Below are 17,620 nucleotides of genomic sequence, written 5' to 3' on the forward strand. Positions count from 1 at the left end.
CGCTCTCGCCGCGCACCTGCCCGACAGCCCGAAACTCACTTGCGCCAGAACGACGGCGTCAGCAGCGCGATAAAACTCAGCATTTCGAGCCGCCCCAGCACCATCGCGAAGGCGCAGACCCACAGCTGGAAATTTGTCAGGCCGCCGAAATTGCCGGCGGGCCCGACGGTGCCGAGCCCCGGCCCGGTGCAGTTGACGCTGGCCAGCACCGCGCTGAAGGCCGTGATCGGATCGAGGTCGGTCAGCACCAGCAACATGCTCAGCGAGATCGTCGTCACGCCGTAGACCAGCATGAAGGCCAGCACCGAGAAGATTACGCGGTGGTCGACCACCATGCTGCCGAGCGTCACCGGCTGAACCGCGCGAGGATGCACGAGGCGTGTCATCTCGCGCCGCGCCTGCTTCACGAGGATGAGCACCCGCACCATCTTGATGCCGCAACCGGTAGAGCCTGCGCTGGTCGCCACGCCCGAGAGCAGCAGCATGAAGATCGGCGCGAACACCGGCCAGGCGAGGTAGTCGATAGTCGAATATCCGGTCGTGCTGGCGATCGAAATGGCGTTGAACAGGCCGTGGCGCAGCGCATCCACCGGTCCGTAGACGCCTTTCACCCAGAGCACCACCGCCACCAGCAAACCGCTGCCGATCAGCGCGGTGAGCGTGGCGCGCAGCTCCGGGTCGCGCCAGGGGCCGCGCCAATGACCCTTTCGCAGCGCGACGAAGTACAGCGCGAAGTTGCAGCTGGCCGCGAGCATGAAAAGCACTGCCACGCCTTCGAGCAGCGGCGACGCGAAGTGCGCAAAGCTTGCGTCGTGCGGCGAGAGCCCGCCCAGGCTCACGGTGGTGAACATGTGCATCAGCGCGTCGATGGCCGTCATGCCGCCAGCCCAGTACGCGAGGAAGCAGGCAGCCGAGAAGGTCGCGTAGATGCCCCACAGCCCCTTGGCGGTTTCCTTCACTCGCGGCGTGAGCTTGCTGTCTTTGATGGGGCCGGCTACCTCGGCCTTGAAGAGCTGGCTGCCGCCCACACCCAGCAGCGGCAGGATGGCCACGGCCAGCACCAGGATGCCCATGCCGCCGAGCCATTGCAGGAAGGTGCGCCACACGTTGATCGACACCGGCAGTTGGTCCAGCTTGACGAGCACCGTCGCGCCGGTGGTCGTGAGGCCCGACACGGCCTCGAAGTAGGCATGCGTGAAGTTGAGCGGCCGCCCGATGCTGTCGAGCGCCCACATCAGCGGCAGCGAGGCGAACAGCGGCAGCAGCACCCAGGTGCACGAAACCAGGAAGATGCCGTGGCGCGGTTGAAGCTCGCGCTTGTGGCGCCGCAGGCCGCCCCACAACGCCGCTCCGCACGCGAATGAGATCGCCGCGGAGCCGGCCCACACGTGGCGCAGGCCGTCGGCATGCATCCATGACATCAACCAGGGTACGAACATGCCGAACGAGAAGAAGGTCAAGAGCGCGCCGAGCACACGCAACACCGGAAGGAAGTCGCTCATGGGGCGAAGCCGGCGTCAGAAGAAGGTGGCACTGACGCGGAACAGCTTTTCCACGTCGCGCAACTGGCGCTTGCGCGGCACGAAGACCACGATGTGGTCGTTGCTCTCGATCACGGTGTCGCTGCGCGCGATGATCACCTTCGCCGGCGTCGTCGGCGCCTCGCGGGACGGGGGTGCGCCTTCGCCGAGCTCGGGCAGCCCGCGCATGATCAGCCCGACCTGCGCGCCCTTGGGCAACTGGAGCTCCGAGATCCTGCGGCCCACGACGCGCGAAGTCTTGCGGTCGCCCCGCGCCACGATCTCCAGCGCCTCGGCCACGCCGCGCCGCAGGCTGTGCACCGCCTGCACGTCGCCGCGCCGCACGTAGGCCAGCAGCTCGCCGAGCATGGTCTGCGCGGGCGACAGCGCAATGTCGATCTGCGTACCGTGCATCAGATCGGCATAGCTGCGCCGGTTGATCAGCGCCAGCACGCGCCTCGCGCCCAGGCGCTTGGCCAGGAGGCTGGCCATGATGTTGTCCTCGTCGTCGCTGGTGAGCGAGAGGAACAGGTCGATGTGCTCGATGCCCTCGTCTTCCAGCAGGTCTTCGTCGGTACCGTCACCATGCAGCACCAGCGCACCGTGCGGCAGTTCGGAGGCGAGCTGAACGCAACGTGCGTGGTCGCGTTCCAGCACCTTGATCTGGTAGTTCCGGCCGGTCTCGATGAGCTGTCTTGCGAGCCGCAGCCCCACGCGGCCGCCGCCTGCGATCATGATGCGCTCGACATCGCGACGACCGGCGTGGTCGTCGAAGTGCAGCGCCGACAGCACCGCCTGCAGGTGCTCGCGAGCCGACAGCACGAACACCTCGTCGCCGGGCTCGATGAGCGTCTGGCCCTCGCAGCCGATGAAGCGGTCTGGCTCGTTCTCGAGCCGGCGGTAGATCGCGACGATGCGCATGTCGGCGCCGGGCACGCATTCGCGCAGCTCGGCAATGCTGTGCCGCACCAGCGGCGCTCCAGCCACCGCACGCACTGCCACCAGGCAGGCCAGCCCGTTGGCGAACTCGCGCACCTGCAGCGCCTCGGGGTACTCGACCAGCTTGCCGATATAGCGCGTCAGCGATTCCTCCGGGCAGAGCACGCGGTCGACGGCAAAGCCTTCCTTGCCGAGGAGCGGGCTGTTGTCCTTGAATGCATTGGAGCGCACGCGCGCGATGCGTGTGGGAATGCCGAATACCTGGTGGGCCACCTTGCAGCAGACCAGGTTGGTCTCATCCTGAGCGGCGCAGGCGATCAGCATGTCGGCATCGCGCGCACCGGCTTCGGCCAGCACGTCCGGCTCGATGCCGCTGCCCACCACGCCGCGGAGTTCGATGCGTTCTTCGAGTTCGCGCAGGCGCACCGCGTCGATGTCGATGACGGTGATGTCGTTGCGCTCCGAGACGAGCGTGCCGGCCACGCTCTCGCCGATTCGGCCTGCGCCGAGAATGATGATCTTCAAAGCCAATTACCCCCGAGACGGTTTATACGCCCCAAGGGGATTGCGTCGGTGCAGTATTCAGCGAGCGGGGCCTACGTCGCCGTTGCGGCCGCTTCGCAGCGGACGCTCAACGGCAGCCCGTCATCATTGGCCGCCTTGAAGCGCCGCTGCGCGGTCGCAGTGTTCTTCGCATCCGGCAGGCCTTCGCCTTCCATGTACACCAGCGTTCCACATGTCGGGCAGAAGACCTGCTCGACCCAGCGGCCCACATCGCTGCCTCTGCGCCGGCTGCGGCGATCGCCTTCGATGCCGAGGATCGCATCGGCTCCGCACTTCGTTCGGTACGAGAACGGCGATCCGCCCGCGTCGGCGCCGCAGGAACAGCAAGCGAGGCTACATAAGGCGCACTTGGCGTGTGACTTGCCCATTGCTTTCCCAGTAGGTGCGCTTCTTGGCTATGCGGGGATCTTCCATCGATGGCTGGATGTTCCCTTGGGCATCCACTGCTCGCGAAGTGATGGCGTGTTCCCCCGGCGTGGCGTTGAGATCGGCTGCGCACTGCGGGCTGCATCGGCACATGTCGGGGGATCGCTATGAGACTCTTCGTCCTCCACCTGGGGCGGCACCCTGGCGACCGGTGAGGAGAAGTGGTCCAGCCGCGCGCAGCCGCCACAGCCGCCGGGAGGGGTGCACCTCGGCAACGTTCGGACCTTCTTCCTGACCACCGGCGCCGATTTTCGTGCGCCGCCGCCGGCCTGGACGCGCTGCTGCGGAACACCGATGGCATGTACGAGAAGATGGGCCGCCAGGCCGGCGACTCGCGCGTGTACGCCGGCATTCACCATCCGATGGACTTGAACGCCGGATACGAGATCGCACGCAAGGTGTCTGCGCGCGCGCTGCAGGTGGGCGTGCCGAAGGACAAGCCGTTCATGCCGCAGGACTAGGGCCTGTTAACGCTATTTGCGGGGATCGCGTTGCCCAGCCAAGGGGCTGGATGCAAGGCGCCCGTGCGCAGCAAGGCTTGCGCCTTGCAAGCGCGGGCAACGCCGCAGACGGCCCCTTGGCTGGGCAACCCGCAGGGAAGGCCTGCCAGGGCGCGCCACTCGGCGTTGCGCTCCTTGTGCGTGCCGACGCACGCACGGCGTCGCGCGCCTTGATTGGCCCGCCCTGGCAGGCCTTCGCGACCCCGCAAATAGCGTTAACAGGCCCTAGCTCGATTGCGAGCAAGTCTCAAGCGTCGCTGAAAATGCGCCTTGCACAGATCCGCGGCAACTGCAGCTCGAAGCATGTGGCGGTCTTGTCCGAACTTACCTCGACGGTGCCGCCGTGCGCGTTGGCAATCTCGCGCACGACATACAAGCCAAGGCCCAGGTTGGCGCCGGCGACCTGAGAATCCACATCCGCTTCGTCGTCTCCGGCACGCACGAGCGGATCGAAGAGCTTCGGGAGCAGGCTGGCGGGAATTGGCTTCCCGCTATTGCGTACTTGAAGGGTCACTTCCTCATCGCGAGTGCCGTCCAAAACGACGCGAATGGCTGAGCCTTTGAAGCCATACTTCAAGGCGTTGAAGACCAGATTCGACAGCGCCTGATGCAAGCGCCGAGCATCCCATTCACCTTCCATGTTCCCTGCCGATTCCAGAATCAGCTCGTGCTCCGCGCTTATTGCGGCAATCTCGTCCAATGTATTGCGCGCAAACTGATCGAGCAGGAGATGCGCCGGTTCGATGGTCAGTCCGGCTCCTAGTCGATGTCGGGTGTATTCGACCAGATCGTCCAAGAGCGCCCTCATCTGCGCGACGCTGCGCAGAACCAGGTCGGACCGCCCGGGGGCTTCGGGGTGCTCGCGCAGAGTCAAGGTGGCACAGGTTGCAATCGTGCTCAGCGGCCCGCGCAGGTCGTGGCCCAGCATGCCAAGGAACAGATCTCGCGTTCTATCTACCTCGGTCACGAAAACGCGCAACGATTCCGCCATCGCCTGGTCGACCGCTTCGTTGAAGCGTGTGACGTCTTCCAGATCCTGAACATGCAGCTCGTTCGAAGATGCGCTCCACCGCCGCAGTACCGTTGCGCGAAGCGCCCTGTACTCGGCTGCCATCTGCTCTATCTCAAAGCCTTGGCGCTCGCGCTGACGGGCATGGCTGCGCGATGGCACGTTCTTGGAGGTAGAGGCCGTCGCGCTGTTGCCCTCGGACTTTGCCCGTTGCTCGGCGTCGTCCTGCGGCCTGTGCATGTCCGCGGCGATTTCCTGGAGGATCAGCTTTCCGTGATCGAGCAGCGCAGCCTCATCCATCCGCGCTCCAGGAGGCCACTGGGCCCTGGCAAACGCCACCCAGTCAATCAGAATCGGATCCAGGTTCGTGGATATGAAGGTGGAAAGGCGCATCGGCCGATTTTGCGACGAATAACCCAATTCGCCTGTATTCATCCGCGTGGCGCGGTGACAGCGGTCACGAGGGCGTTCAGAATAGTGTTCGCCACCACCCTTGGAGGAGCCGGCTTACCACCGGCGCTGCGCGACATGCTGCGGTTCACATGCCGCGACGCCTATCGGAGTCGCTCGTGACGAAACGTAAGAACGACGAATCGCTGTTGCGCCCTGCGTATCGGTCTTTCGAGCCGCAGGCCGAAGCGTCGCCGCGCGAGCACGCCGAGCTGCTGAATCTCACGCACGACGCCATGTTCGTGCGCGACATGGAAGCAGCGATCAAGTACTGGAACCGCGGCGCCGAGGAGATGTATGGATGGACGGCTGAAGAGGCGCTCGGCAAGTCCGCGGTCGAGCTGCTGAAGACCATCTCCTCCGTGCCTCTGGAGCAGATCGAATCGCAGGTGCTCCGCACCGGACGCTGGGAAGGCGAGCTGGTGCATCACAGGCGAAACGGCACACCGGTGGTCGTGGCGAGCCGCCTGGCATTGCAGCGAGACGAGCAGGGCGAGCCGGTGGCGATCCTGGCGACCACTACCGACATCACGGAGCGCAAGCGGATCGAGCAGGCTCGGCAGGATCTCGAGGAGCAATGGAGAGCCGCCTTCGAGGCGAATCCCACGATGTATTTCATCATCAATGCGGCCGGCGTGATCCTGTCGGTGAACCCCGTCGGAGCAGAGCAGCTGGGTTGGGACGTGGCCGAACTGATCAGCCAGCCGGTGCTGAACGTGTTCCACGAAGCCGATCGGGCGTTCGTCCAGGGAAACGCCGAGCAGGCTTTCCGGCAGCCAGGGCGCGTGATGCGCTGGAAGGCGCGCAAGGTCCGCAAGGACGGCTCGATGCTGTGGGTCCGGGAGTCGGCGAACGCAGTCGTGCTGCGGAGCGGGCCGGTGCTGCTCGTGGCCTGCGAGGACATCACCGAGCGCAAGCACGCCGAGGATGCGCTTCGCGAGAGCGAGGAGCGCTTTCGCACGTTGGTGCAGTTCTCCTTCGACGTGTACTGGGAGAGCGACGCCCGGCATCGCTTCACCCGGCAGGAGTACTCCGCACAGTTTGGACGCGCGCCGGCGCCCGGCTCGGAGATCGGCAAGACGCGCTGGGAAGTGCCCTACCTCGAGCCTGACGAAGAGGCGTGGCGCCAGCACCGCGCCACGCTCGATGCCCATGTCCCGTTCCGCGACTTCGAGCTCGCCCGGTCGACGCCCGAAGGCGGCAAGCGCCATGTGTCGGTATCCGGCCTGCCGATGTTCGACGACGCGGGGCGCTTCATCGGCTACCGCGGCGTCGGGCGGGACATCACCGAGCGAAAGCGCGCCGAAGAAGCGCTGCGACGCAGCGAGAAGGAGCTTCGGGAGGTGCTCGAGACGATGCCGGCGATCGCTTTCGTCACCAACGCCGATGGCTCCGGTGTGCTCGTCAACCGGCGCGGGAGCGACTACACCGGCTTCTCGCCTTCTGGATGGAACTGGCAAGCCGCCGTTCATCCCGAAGACCTGCCCAGCTATCTGGAAGCCAGGGCCCAACGCATGGCGACCGGCGAGCCTTTCGAGCAGGAAGCCCGCTTTCGCCGCGCGGACGGCGAATACCGCTGGTTCCTGAGCCGCGCCGTGCCGGTGCGCAGCGACGATGGAAGCATCCTGAAGTGGTATGGAGTCCTGACCGACATCGAAGATCGCAGGCGCGCGGAAGAAGAACGCCGCGCGCACATGTGGTTCCTGGAAAGCATGAATCGCGTCAACCGCGCCATGCAGGGAACCAATGACCTCGAGAAGATGATGAGCGATGTGCTCGAGGCGGTCCTCGAGATCTTTGCCTGCGACCGGGCGTGGCTCACCTATCCGTGCGATCCGGAGGCTGCCCGCTGGCGCGCGGTCATGGAACAGACGCGGCCCGAGTTTCCCGGCGCGTTCAGCCTGGGCGCCGAGCTGCCGCTCGATACGGATATCGCCACGGTGTTCCGGGCAGCGCGCGCTGCCAGCGGAGCAGTGTCGTTCGGCCCTGGCTGCGAGCTCCAGCTGCCGGCGCAGCTCACCGAGAGTTTCAGCATCCGGTCCGTGCTCGCCATGGCGCTGTACCCCAAGGGCGATCAACCTTACCTCTTCGGGCTGCACCAGTGCTCGCGCCCGCGCGCGTGGACGGCGCAGGAGGAGCGGCTGTTCGAGGAGATCGGGCATCGGCTTGCCGACGCGCTCACCAGTCTTCTCATCTTCCGCAGCCTGCGCGAAAGCGAGCGCAAGCTCGAAGAGGCGCAACGCATGGCGCATCTCGGTCATTGGGAAGCCGACCTGGACAGCGGTCGCGTGACCGCCTCGGAAGAAGCCTTCCGCATCCATGGCCTCAAGCGGCCCGAGTCCGGTCAGCTGGAAGGCCGGTTGCTGGACCTCGTCCATCCGGACGACCGGGAAAGGGTGGAGCAGGCCAACGACGCCGGCGTGCAGGGCGGCCCGCGCTTCGACATGGAGTACCGCGTGGTGCGTCCTGACGGGAAGGTGCGCGTGGTCCACAACAGCGCCGACGTGGCGCGCGATCCCTCCGGCCGGCCGCGGCGCTTCTTCGGCATCGTGCAGGACATGACGGAGCTCAGGCATGCGGAAGAGGAGCTGCGCGAAAGCGAAAGCCGATACCGCCACATCTTCCAGGGCGCGAGCGTTTCGATCTGGGAAGAGGACCTGTCCGCGGTCGAGGCCGCCATCGACGACCTCAAGGCGCAGGGCGTGCGCGACTTGCGCCGGTACCTGGCCACGCATCCCGAATTCGTGCGGCAGGCGCTCGCCATGGTGAAGGTGATCGACGTCAATGACGCGACCATCAAGCTGTTCGGAGCGCAAAGCAAGGAGGAGCTCATGGTGTCGCTCCCCAGGCTCGTCCTGCCGGAAACCGAGCAGCTGTTCGCGCAAGAGCTGTGCGCGCTGGCAGAGGGCCGCACTTCCTTTACGGCCGAGACGGTGCGCGCAACGCTGAAGGGGGACAAGCTGTCCGTCCTCCTCACGATCGCGTTTCCGCCTCAGCCGGCCAAGTTCGGCAGCACGCTCGTGAGCATCATGGACATCACCGAGCGCAAGCGGGCCGAGTATTTGACGCGGCAGATGTTCGAGAGTGCCTCCGATGGCGTGGCCGTGATCGGCCGGGATTACCGCTATCAAAGGGTCAATGCGGTCTACGAGCGCAACTGGAGGATGCCGGCCGAAAAGATCGTCGGCATGCACGTCGCCGATCTCCTCGGGACCGACGTCTTCGAGCGCACCATGAAGCCGAGTCTCGACCGCTGTCTCGCCGGAGAGCAGTTCACCGTCGCAGAATGGTTCACGACCGAACTGGGCCGCTTCTACCTGTCGGTGTCCTATTCGCCGCTGCGGCTCGACTCGGAGCGCCTGGAGGCAGCGCTTGTGATCACGCGCGATCTCACCGACCACGTGCTCGCGTCGGAAGCCCTGCGCGAGGCCCAGGCGGCGCTTGCGCGAGTGAACCGCGTGACCACGCTCGGCGTGCTCGCGGCCTCGATCGCGCACGAGGTCAACCAGCCGCTCGGGGCCATTGTCGCGAGCGCTGGGTCCTGCGCGCGCTGGCTCGCGGCCCGGCCACCCGAGCTCGAAAAGGCACAGCGCTCGCTCGAACGCATGGCCAGGGACGGCAAGCGCGCGAGCGAAGTCATCGACCGCATCCGCGCCCTGGTGATGCGCCAGCCGCCGCGCCGGGACCGCGTCGACGTCAACCAGACCATCCTCGACGTGATTGCGCTCACGCGCGACCAGATGCGCCGCAACGACATAGCGCTCGAGAAGACGCTCGCCGACGGCCTGCCGCCCGTGTGGGGCGACAGGGTGCAGCTCCAGCAGGTGGTGATCAACCTGATCGTCAACGCCGTCGAGGCCATGAGCGCGCCCGGCGATCGCCCGCGACAGCTGGTCATCGGCGCGAGCGAGACGGAGGGCGGCGTGTGCATCGAGGTGCGCGACTCGGGCCCCGGCATCGTGCCGGAGATCGCGGACAAGCTCTTCGAGCCCTTCCATACCTCGAAGGCACAGGGCATCGGCATGGGGCTTTCAATCAGCCGGTCGATCATCGAGGCCCACGGCGGCAAGCTCTGGAGCGCGCCGAACCTGCCCCACGGCGCCGTGTTCCGGTTCTCGCTGCCGATCGGGGAACGGGAGCCATAGTGGCAACCGAGCGGCCCGTGGTCTTCGTGGTCGACGACGACCTGGCCATGCGCGAGGCGCTCCAGGATCTCCTCGCCTCCGTCGGCATGGACGTGCGCGTCTACGCCTCGACGCAGGACTTCATGCAGGCGCAGCGCCCGGACGCGCCCGGCTGCCTGGTGCTCGACGTGCGGCTGCCCGGCGCGAGCGGATTGAGCTTTCAAGAAGAACTCCCGCGGGCGGGCGTCGATCTGCCGGTGATCTTCATCACCGGCCACGGCGACATTCCAATGACGGTGCGCGCCATGAAGGCCGGCGCAGTCGAGTTCCTGAGCAAGCCCTTCCGCGACCAGGAGCTTCTCGATGCGATCGATGCCGCGATCGAGCGGCACCGCGCGCAGCGCCTCGAGACGGCGCTCGTCGCGGAGCTCCGGCAACGCTTCGCCGCGCTCACCCAGCGCGAGCGCGAAGTCATGGCGCTGGTGAGCACCGGGCGCGTGAACAAGCAGATCGCGGCCGAGCTGAGCATCAGCGAGGCCACCGTCAAGGTCCACCGCGGGCAGATCATGCGCAAGATGCAGGCGAAGTCCCTGGCGCAGCTGGTGCGCATCGCGGACAGGCTCGGCCTCTCCAACCCGAGGCCTTAGAGCCCAGAGGGCTGACCGGCCCTATACCAAAGTCGTAGTGCGCGTGACGCACGTGCAATGGTCTTGCGCGCGCAATCGGCCTAGTCTTGCGTCAACGCTCAAGAAGACCTGCAAGGAGAACCCAGTGCGCAACAACCCGACCGTAGCGATCGTGGACGACGATGAATCGGTTCGAGACACCACGAAAGACCTGCTCGACTCCGCCGGCTTGTCGGCCGCCACCTTCGACTCGGCCGAGAGCTTCCTGCAATCGAAGGGCACGTGCGCCATCCGATGCCTCATCGCCGACATGCGCATGCCTGGGATGACCGGGCTCGAGCTGCACGACCGCCTGGCTGCCGCCGGCACCCCGATTCCCACGGTCCTCATCACCGCCTACCCCGACGAACGGGCGCTGGTGCGCGCCCTGGAGACGGGCGTGATCTGCTTTCTCACAAAGCCTTTCAGTGCGGAAGACCTCCTCGCCTGCATCGACATCGCCCTGCGGGGACGCCAGCCCGCGTGAGGCGCACGACCATGTTTCCCGGAGCCGCTTCATCGAAATGAACCACGAGCACACCGCCATGCACGCCTCCTCCCATTCATCCGCTGCACAGTCCGCCTTCGAACTGCGCTTTCCCTCGCTCAGCGGCACGGGCCGCGCCCTGTCGTTTCCCTGCGATGCCAGCGGCTCTGTGCATATGGACAGCTTGAGCGAGCGCGCGCTGAACAACTACCTTCTTGCGCGCGCACTGATGGGCCGCGACTACGGGTGGCCCAGCGTGCAGGCCTCGTGCCAAGCGCAACCCTGAAGCGAAGGAACCAACCCATGAGCGATCGATCTGCCGAGATCCCGGGCGGCGAGGTGCCGTTCCAGGATCAGACACCCCGCGCGTCGCTCGGCGGCGAAGGAGCCGCAGCGCAGGCCGACGGCGCAGTGAAGGTCATCATCGGCGTAGCCTCGCCCGATCTTCAGTGCGGCCTCGAATCGCTGGTGAGCGGCACCGCGGGCCTCGCTTTCGGGTGTTCGGCGCCCACGATGGATCGCCTGCTCGCCTGCTGCATGGAAGCCGAGGACTGCGTCGCGCTGCTGGATCCGGCCCTCGGTCCGCATGGGCTGCGCGCATTCATGCAATTGCTCCGCATGATGGCTGCCAGGGTGCGCGTCGTGCTCATCAGCGACATGCATTCGCCGCACATGGTGCGGGAGGCTATCCGTTGGGGTGCCAGCGGATTCGTCGAGAAGACGGCCGAGCCCGCCGAGATCCGCGCCGCGCTGGTCGCGGCCGCCCGCTCGCAACGCTACCTTTCGCCGGGAATGGCGGCGAACCTGGCCGATTCCTCCGCGCTGCAGGACCTGACGCCACGCGAGGTGGGTGTGCTTGCCCTCCTCACGCGCGGCGACTGCAACAAGCTCATCAGCTCGTTGCACCCGAATTGGCGATGACGGTCGGCACGGTCCAAGACATGAAATCACTGCAAGACCTCCTCTATGAGAAGAAGGCGGGGATCGCCTACGTCACGATCAACCGCCCGCAGGCGATGAACGCGCTGAGCCGCACGGCCCTCGACGAGCTGAGATCGGTGATGGAGGACGCGCGAGAGGACCCCGTCGTCCAGGGCGTGATCGTGACCGGCGCGGGCGACAAGGCCTTCGTCACCGGGGCCGACATCACCGAGATCGCATCGACCTCCGCCATCGACGCACAAGCGTTCACGCGCAGCGGGCGGCTTGCGTTCGATCTGATCGAGCACCTCGGCAAGCCGGTGATCGCCGCTGTGAACGGCTTCGCGTCGGGCGTGGGGTGCGAACTGGCGATGGCTTGCACCTTGCGTCTTGCAACCGCGCATGCGAGGTTCGGCCGGCCGGAAGCGAAGGCCGGTTTCGTCTACGGCTTCGGCGGGACGCAGCGCCTCCTGCGTCTCGTCGGCAAGGGCCGGGCGCTGCAGCTCATTCTCACGGCGGACACGATCGACGCGACAGAAGCGCACCGGAACGGCCTCGTCAACGAGATCGTCGATGCAGGCCAGCTCATCCTCCGTGCGGAAACGATCCTCGGCCGAATGGGGCTGAACAACGCGGCGCCGTCGGCTGGCACGCCACGGTCAAGGGCCATGTGACCCGCGTGCCGGTGCGCCGCGCGCGATCGCGCGGTCGCAGGCGGATCTGCCGCCGGTCGTAGAGAATCTTCATCCTTCCAAGACTTTGTTCCTGGCAAAAATGAAGACGCTTCAACTTGCAGCAGGCACTCCGCTGCCCGTGCTCGGCCTGGGCACCTGGCGCCTGGGCGAAGACCGCGCGCTGCGCAGCAGCGAGGTCGCCGCCGTGCGCGCTGCCATCGAGATGGGCTACCGGCTCATCGACACGGCCGAGATGTACGGCGAGGGCGGCGCCGAAGAAGTGATCGGGCAGGCGATCGCAGAGTCGCTGCGCGCCGGCGACGTGAAGCGCGAGGAGCTCTTCATCGTGAGCAAGGTCTATCCGCACAACGCGAGCCGCAAGGGCACGCCGGCCGCTTGCGCGCGCAGCCTGGCGCGGCTGGGGCTGGAGCGGATCGATCTCTACCTGCTGCACTGGCGCGGCGAGCATCCGCTCGCCGAAACCTGCGAGGCGATGCGCAAGCTCGCGGCCGATGGCCGCATCCGGCATTGGGGCGTCAGCAACTTCGACACCGGCGACATGGAAGAACTGGCCGCCGTGTGCGGCGAGCCGCTGGACTGCGCGGCCAACCAGGTCTACTACTCGGTGGGCGAGCGCGGGCCCGAGTTCAGTCTGTTGCCTTGGCAGCGCGCCCGCGGCATGCCGCTGATGGCCTACAGCCCGATCGACCAGGGTGCGCTGGCGGGCGATTCGGCATTGAAGAAGATGGCGCAGCGGCTCGGCGTGACGGCGGCGCAGCTCGCGCTCGCATGGGTCATTGCACAGCCCGGCGTCCTTGCCATTCCGAAGGCGGTGCGCGAAGCCCATCTGCGCGAGAACCTCGCTGCTGCCGACTTGCGATTGAGCGCGGACGATCTGGCCGAGATCGACCGCCTGCACCCGCCGCCGCGGCGCAAGACGCCGCTTGCGGTGATCTAAGGGACCAGCGCCGCCATCTTGGGCAGCAGGCCCGGCACGATCGGGACCGGATCGAATGCCCGTTTGGAAGGCACTCCGTGGGAACGCGCGCCGGGCCGCGCGATGAAATGTTGCTCGCGGGCTTGTCCACAACCTTATCCACCTGCCCGGGGGATAAGTTTCCCTCTGCCCGCGAAGGCGCAGGTGGGCGCGCGCTTCGACTTGGCCACATGCGGGCCCTGCAAATAAGTCACGCGGCGGCAGGGGCAGCGGGGCGCCTGCGCGAAAGCAGTCCGTGTAGGCTCGCATACAGTCCGCGCAACACATCCGAGGAGCACCTTTCGATGACGCAGTCCCTTCGTGTCCGCCCGGTCGTTCAGAGCGACCATGCCGCCTGGAGGCCGCTCTGGGACGGCTACAACGCCTTCTACGGCCGCCACGGCGCGACCGCGCTGGCCGAGCACGTCACGCAGACGACCTGGCAGCGCTTCCTCGATCCGGGCGAGCCGATGTTCGCCCTCGTCGCGGAAGACGAGGGGCGGCTCGTCGGGCTGGCCCACTGCGTGTTCCATCGCAGCATGACCCGCGTCGAGCCGGTGTGCTATCTCTCCGACCTGTTCACCCTCGAATCGCGGCGCGGCCGCGGCATCGGCCGCCTGCTGATCGAGGCGGTCTACGAAGAGGCGAAATCCGCCGGCGCCTCGCGCGTCTACTGGCAGACGCATGAATCGAATGCCGCGGGCAGGCTGCTCTACGACAAGGTCGCGAAGCACCTGGGCTTTATCGTCTACGCCAAAGAGCTGTGAGCACCATGCGCGAAAAGAAGCCGATGCAGTTCATCGCCTGCAAGCACGACACCCATGCCGATGCGATCCTGGAGATCTTCAACGACGCCATCATCAACTCGACCGCTCTCTACGACTACAAGCCTCGCACGCCGGAGAGCATGGCCGGCTGGTTCAAGACCAAGGAGGCTAGCGGCTTCCCCGTGATCGGCGCGGTCGACGAGCAGGGCGAACTGCTCGGCTTCGCGAGCTACGGCACCTTTCGCGCCTGGCCCGCGTACAAGTACTCGGTCGAGCACTCGGTCTATGTCCACAAGGATCACCGCGGCAAGGGCCTGGGCCTGCTGCTCATGCAGGAGCTGATCGCGGCCGCCAGGGCGCAGCAGTATCACGTCATGGTCGGCGCCATCGACCTGGCCAACAAGGGCAGCATCGCGCTGCACCAGCGGCTCGGATTCGAGCATGCCGGAACCATCAGGCAGGCCGGGTTCAAGTTCGGCCGCTGGCTCGACGTGGACTTCTGGCAACTGGTGCTCGAAACGCCGGCGAATCCGGTCGACGGCTAGGGCCAGTTAGCAGGCCCTAGGCCAGCAAGGCCTTCACCAGATCGAGCTGCCGGTCCGGCACCCCGCTCGTGAGCTGCAGGTTGGCTTCGATGCGCGACAGGTGATCCGTCATGCAGGCGACCGCGGCCTCCACGTCGCCGCTCTTGCACACCCGCAGGAAGTCCGAGTGCTCATCGGAAGAGCAGTGCGGGTCGTTGGAGGAGTGATAGAGCATGGCGATCAGCGAGCTGCGCGCGACCAGTTCGCGCACCAGCTCGGCCAGCGTGCGATTGCCCGCGGCCTCGGCCAGCGCGACGTGGAAATCCCCCAAGAGCTTTTCGCGCACGGTGCCGGTGGTCGTGGAGCGCAGCGCGGTGCGTTCGAACTGGATGTGCTGCTCCAAGGCGCGGTAGTCGGCGGGGCGGGCCTTGGCGATGAAGAGGCGCACCACTTCGCTCTCGAGGATGCGGCGCACGCCGAAGACCTCGCGCGCTTCCTGCACGCTGGGCTTGCTGACGAAGGCGCCCTTGTCGGGAATCATCTCGATCAGCTTGTCCTTCGACAGCGTCAAGAGCGCCGCGCGGATCTTGGTGCGGCTGACCGCATAGACGCGCCCCAGCGCCTCCTCGCGCAGCCAGGTGCCGGGCGGCAGGCGCTTCTCGACGATGGCGGTGGCGATGTCCTGCGCGATGCCTTCGATGGTCGCGCTCTTGTCGGGCACGGCGGCGGCTTCCGGCGCGGCCGCCGGCAGGGTCATGGTGGCGGTTGCTTTGGTGGCGCGGGGCATGGCGCGATTGTGCCGCGCACGCAGCGCATCAGGCCGCGCGTTTGAGCGCCGGCGCCGGCGCCGCCAGCGTGAAGCCTTCCAGCAGGCCCACGATCGGCTTCGGCAGCGGCTGCGCCAGCTCGCCGCGCTTGCTGGTGGCAAGCCGCAGGTTCACCAGCGATTCGATCAGCTGCGTGCCGGCCGCCACGCCGTCGATCACCGGCACGCCCAGCACCTGGCCGATGTGCGCGCACAGGTCGGCCATGCCGGCGCAGCCGAGCACGATGGTGTCGGAGCCGTCTTCGTCCAGCGCGCGCCGGCATTCGTCGACGATGCGCTCGCGCGCCTTCGAGCCCGGCGCGTCCAGCTCGAGCACCGGGATCTCGCAGGCCCGCACGTTGGCGCAGAAGCGCTTCATGCCGTAGGCCTCGGCCAGGTGCCAGGCCTGGCCCGTGGTGCGGCCCAGCGTGGTCACCACGCTGAAGCGGCTGCCGACCAGGCTGGCCAGGTGCATGGCCGCCTGCGCGATGCCCACCACCGGCCCGCGCGCCAGTTCGCGCGCGGCTTGCAGGCCCGGGTCGCCGAAGCAGGCGATCACGTAGCCGTCGATGCCTTCGCGTTCGCCGGCGGCAATCTCCTGCAGCAGGCCGGGCACCGCCAGCGCCTCGTCGTAGTGGCTCTCGATCGAGGCCGGGCCCATCGCGGGGCTGACCGCGACGATCTCGGTGCCGGGCCGCGCGACGGAGCGCGCGCAGGCACCGATCTTCTCGGTCATGCTCCAGGTCGTGTTGGGGTTGATGATCTTGATGCGCATGAAAGTTCAGGTCTTGCGGTTGAGGAGGGCGTAGATCACGAAGCCGAGGCCCATGCCGATGAACCAGGCGTAGTTGGCGGCGCCGCGCCACGCGGGGATCAGCACGCACAGGATCGGAATCAGCGCCGAAGGGATCATGGTCCACACGGCCTTCAGGTTGTAGCCCTTGCTGTACCAGTAGCGGCCCTTCGGGCTCAGGGTGTAGAGGTCGTCTACCACCACCTGCTGCTTGCGCACCAGGTAGAAGTCGGCGATCAGGATGCCGAACAGCGGGCCGATGAAGGAGCCCAGGACGTCCAGCGTGTAGTGGATCATCTCGGGGTTGTTGTAGAGGTTCCAGGGCGTGATGAAGATCGAGCCCACCGCGGCGATCATGCCGCCGGTGCGCCAGCTGATGTGCTGCGGCGCGACGTTCGAGAAGTCGAAGGCCGGCGAGACGAAGTTGGCGACGATGTTGATGCCGATGGTGGCGATCATGAAGGTCAGCGCGCCCAGCACGACGGCGGTGGTGCTGTCGATCTTGCCGACGGTATGCACCGGGTCGGTGATCAGCTCGCCGAACACCGGCAGCGTCGCCGCGGTGGTGATCACGGTCAGGAGCGAGAAGAAGATGAAGTTGATCGGCAGGCCCCAGAAGTTGCCTTTCTTCACCGCCTCGAAGCTCTTGCCGTAGCGCGAGAAGTCGCCGAAGTTGAGCATCGGGCCGCTGAAGTAGCTGACCACCAGCGCGATGGCCGAAAGCATCACCGGCAGCGCGTCCCAGCCCTGGAACTTGATCCCGCCGAGGTTGAGGTCGATGTTGCTCCAGCCGGCCTTCCACACCAGCCAGCCGCAAAGGATCGCCATCACCACGTAGACGCCCGGGCCCGCCCAGTCGATGAACTTGCGGATCGCTTCCATGCCGTGCCAGAACACCAAGGCCTGCAGCACCCACATCACCATGAAGGCGAGCCAGCCCAGCGTCGACAGGCCGGCGAAGCCGTGCAGCTTGACGTCGGCGTAGGGCGCGAGGTTCGGGAACAGGTGCAGCGCGAGCACCATGAAGGCGGCCGAGGCCAGGTAGGTCTGGATGCCGTACCAGGCCACTGCGATCAGGCCGCGGATGATGGCCGGAATGTTGGCGCCGCGCACGCCGAAGGAGACGCGGCAGATCACGGGGTAGGGCGTGCCGGTCAGCTGGCTCGGCTTCGCCACCAGGTTGCAGAAGAACTGCACGATGCAGATGCCCACCAGGAGCGCCACCAGCACCTGCCAGCTCGACAGGCCGAGCGCGAACAGGCTGCCCGCCGTGATGTAGCCGCCGACGCTGTGCACGTCGGACATCCAGAAGGCGAAGATGTTGTACTGGCCCCAGGTCTGCTTCTTGAGCGGCGCGAGGTCTTCGTTGGTGAGGGCGGGGTCGTAGCCCGGCTTGATGAGTGCGTTGGATTCATGCGGCGCATGGCCGGCGATCGGCAGTTCGATGCTTCCTTGGCTGACGGCTGTGTTCACGGG

The 17,620-nt window shown here is 66.6% G+C and carries 17 protein-coding genes; 10 read left to right on the forward strand and 7 right to left on the reverse strand.

Translation table 11 applies throughout. The annotated features are described in order from the left end of the window. Positions 1-35 precede the first annotated feature (35 nt). From EJI01_RS05870 to EJI01_RS05880, 3 genes are all read right to left on the reverse strand, one after another. A complete protein-coding gene (locus EJI01_RS05870) occupies positions 36-1,502 on the reverse strand; it encodes a TrkH family potassium uptake protein (protein ID WP_126836194.1) in 1,467 nt (488 codons plus the stop codon). A gap of 15 nt (positions 1,503-1,517) precedes the next feature. Continuing rightward, entirely contained in the window at positions 1,518-2,984 is a 1,467-nt protein-coding gene (gene trkA, locus EJI01_RS05875) for a Trk system potassium transporter TrkA (protein ID WP_126836195.1), read from the reverse strand. A gap of 71 nt (positions 2,985-3,055) precedes the next feature. Next, positions 3,056-3,391: a hypothetical protein gene (locus EJI01_RS05880; RefSeq protein ID WP_126836196.1), complete on the reverse strand. Its 336-nt coding sequence runs from the start codon at positions 3,389-3,391 to the stop codon at positions 3,056-3,058. A gap of 357 nt (positions 3,392-3,748) precedes the next feature. Between EJI01_RS05880 and EJI01_RS28685 the strand changes: the two genes are divergently transcribed. Then, entirely contained in the window at positions 3,749-3,910 is a 162-nt protein-coding gene (locus tag EJI01_RS28685; protein ID WP_185878833.1) for a hypothetical protein, read from the forward strand. A gap of 286 nt (positions 3,911-4,196) precedes the next feature. On the opposite strand, the gene EJI01_RS05890 is transcribed toward EJI01_RS28685, so the two are convergent. Further along, positions 4,197-5,351: a sensor histidine kinase gene (locus tag EJI01_RS05890; protein ID WP_185878834.1), complete on the reverse strand. Its 1,155-nt coding sequence runs from the start codon at positions 5,349-5,351 to the stop codon at positions 4,197-4,199. Positions 5,352-5,527: 176 nt separating this feature from the next. Here EJI01_RS05890 and EJI01_RS05895 point away from each other — a divergent pair, with 176 nt between their 5' ends. From EJI01_RS05895 to EJI01_RS05935, 9 genes are all read left to right on the forward strand, one after another. Continuing rightward, the gene (locus EJI01_RS05895) at positions 5,528-9,553 is read left to right on the forward strand and encodes a PAS domain S-box protein (RefSeq protein WP_185878835.1); all 4,026 of its coding nucleotides are present in this window, start codon (positions 5,528-5,530) and stop codon (positions 9,551-9,553) included. Further along, positions 9,553-10,179 carry a response regulator transcription factor gene (locus EJI01_RS05900; RefSeq protein WP_126836199.1) on the forward strand — a complete coding sequence of 209 codons (627 nt, stop codon included), beginning with the start codon at positions 9,553-9,555 and terminating at the stop codon, positions 10,177-10,179. The genes EJI01_RS05895 and EJI01_RS05900 overlap by 1 nt, the downstream gene beginning before the upstream one ends. 124 nt (positions 10,180-10,303) lie before the next feature. After that, positions 10,304-10,684: a response regulator transcription factor gene (locus EJI01_RS05905; protein WP_126836200.1), complete on the forward strand. Its 381-nt coding sequence runs from the start codon at positions 10,304-10,306 to the stop codon at positions 10,682-10,684. A gap of 58 nt (positions 10,685-10,742) precedes the next feature. Then, the gene (locus tag EJI01_RS05910; RefSeq protein WP_126836565.1) at positions 10,743-10,970 is read left to right on the forward strand and encodes a hypothetical protein; all 228 of its coding nucleotides are present in this window, start codon (positions 10,743-10,745) and stop codon (positions 10,968-10,970) included. 17 nt (positions 10,971-10,987) lie between these two features. Further along, positions 10,988-11,605 carry a response regulator transcription factor gene (locus tag EJI01_RS05915; protein WP_126836201.1) on the forward strand — a complete coding sequence of 206 codons (618 nt, stop codon included), beginning with the start codon at positions 10,988-10,990 and terminating at the stop codon, positions 11,603-11,605. Then, entirely contained in the window at positions 11,602-12,279 is a 678-nt protein-coding gene (locus tag EJI01_RS05920) for an enoyl-CoA hydratase-related protein (protein ID WP_260602351.1), read from the forward strand. The genes EJI01_RS05915 and EJI01_RS05920 overlap by 4 nt, the downstream gene beginning before the upstream one ends. A gap of 100 nt (positions 12,280-12,379) precedes the next feature. After that, complete coding sequence (locus tag EJI01_RS05925) at positions 12,380-13,237, forward strand: aldo/keto reductase (protein WP_126836203.1); 858 nt, start codon at positions 12,380-12,382, stop codon at positions 13,235-13,237. A 323-nt stretch (positions 13,238-13,560) separates the two neighbouring features. After that, on the forward strand, positions 13,561-14,022 hold the full coding sequence (locus EJI01_RS05930; protein WP_126836204.1) for a GNAT family N-acetyltransferase: 462 nt from the start codon (positions 13,561-13,563) through the stop codon (positions 14,020-14,022). Between the two features lie 5 nt (positions 14,023-14,027). Further along, positions 14,028-14,567: an N-acetyltransferase family protein gene (locus tag EJI01_RS05935; RefSeq protein WP_409513932.1), complete on the forward strand. Its 540-nt coding sequence runs from the start codon at positions 14,028-14,030 to the stop codon at positions 14,565-14,567. A gap of 16 nt (positions 14,568-14,583) precedes the next feature. Here the strand turns inward: EJI01_RS05935 and EJI01_RS05940 are convergent, their stop codons facing one another. From EJI01_RS05940 to EJI01_RS05950, 3 genes are read right to left on the reverse strand one after another with little or no spacing between them, the layout of a single operon-like run. After that, on the reverse strand, positions 14,584-15,333 hold the full coding sequence (locus EJI01_RS05940; RefSeq protein ID WP_126836205.1) for a GntR family transcriptional regulator: 750 nt from the start codon (positions 15,331-15,333) through the stop codon (positions 14,584-14,586). 28 nt (positions 15,334-15,361) lie between these two features. Beyond that, on the reverse strand, positions 15,362-16,126 hold the full coding sequence (locus tag EJI01_RS05945) for an aspartate/glutamate racemase family protein (RefSeq protein ID WP_126836206.1): 765 nt from the start codon (positions 16,124-16,126) through the stop codon (positions 15,362-15,364). Between the two features lie 6 nt (positions 16,127-16,132). Then, positions 16,133-17,617 carry an NCS1 family nucleobase:cation symporter-1 gene (locus EJI01_RS05950; RefSeq protein WP_126836207.1) on the reverse strand — a complete coding sequence of 495 codons (1,485 nt, stop codon included), beginning with the start codon at positions 17,615-17,617 and terminating at the stop codon, positions 16,133-16,135. Positions 17,618-17,620 lie beyond the last annotated feature (3 nt).

It is taken from the genome of Variovorax sp. MHTC-1, assembly GCF_003984645.1.
Lineage (GTDB): Bacteria > Pseudomonadota > Gammaproteobacteria > Burkholderiales > Burkholderiaceae_C > Variovorax.

What these genes read in the sequence shown, in the direction of transcription:
- EJI01_RS05870 (WP_126836194.1), bottom strand. Translation starts at nt 1,502, where the DNA reads ATGAGCGACTTCCTTCCGGTGTTGCGTGTGCTCGGCGCGCTCTTGACC.
- EJI01_RS05930 (WP_126836204.1), top strand. Translation starts at nt 13,561, where the DNA reads ATGACGCAGTCCCTTCGTGTCCGCCCGGTCGTTCAGAGCGACCATGCC.
- EJI01_RS05925 (WP_126836203.1), top strand. Translation starts at nt 12,380, where the DNA reads ATGAAGACGCTTCAACTTGCAGCAGGCACTCCGCTGCCCGTGCTCGGC.
- EJI01_RS05920 (WP_260602351.1), top strand. Translation starts at nt 11,602, where the DNA reads ATGACGGTCGGCACGGTCCAAGACATGAAATCACTGCAAGACCTCCTC.
- EJI01_RS05935 (WP_409513932.1), top strand. Translation starts at nt 14,028, where the DNA reads ATGCGCGAAAAGAAGCCGATGCAGTTCATCGCCTGCAAGCACGACACC.
- EJI01_RS05940 (WP_126836205.1), bottom strand. Translation starts at nt 15,333, where the DNA reads ATGCCCCGCGCCACCAAAGCAACCGCCACCATGACCCTGCCGGCGGCC.
- EJI01_RS28685 (WP_185878833.1), top strand. Translation starts at nt 3,749, where the DNA reads ATGTACGAGAAGATGGGCCGCCAGGCCGGCGACTCGCGCGTGTACGCC.
- EJI01_RS05890 (WP_185878834.1), bottom strand. Translation starts at nt 5,351, where the DNA reads ATGCGCCTTTCCACCTTCATATCCACGAACCTGGATCCGATTCTGATT.
- EJI01_RS05915 (WP_126836201.1), top strand. Translation starts at nt 10,988, where the DNA reads ATGAGCGATCGATCTGCCGAGATCCCGGGCGGCGAGGTGCCGTTCCAG.
- EJI01_RS05880 (WP_126836196.1), bottom strand. Translation starts at nt 3,391, where the DNA reads ATGGGCAAGTCACACGCCAAGTGCGCCTTATGTAGCCTCGCTTGCTGT.
- EJI01_RS05945 (WP_126836206.1), bottom strand. Translation starts at nt 16,126, where the DNA reads ATGCGCATCAAGATCATCAACCCCAACACGACCTGGAGCATGACCGAG.
- EJI01_RS05910 (WP_126836565.1), top strand. Translation starts at nt 10,743, where the DNA reads ATGCACGCCTCCTCCCATTCATCCGCTGCACAGTCCGCCTTCGAACTG.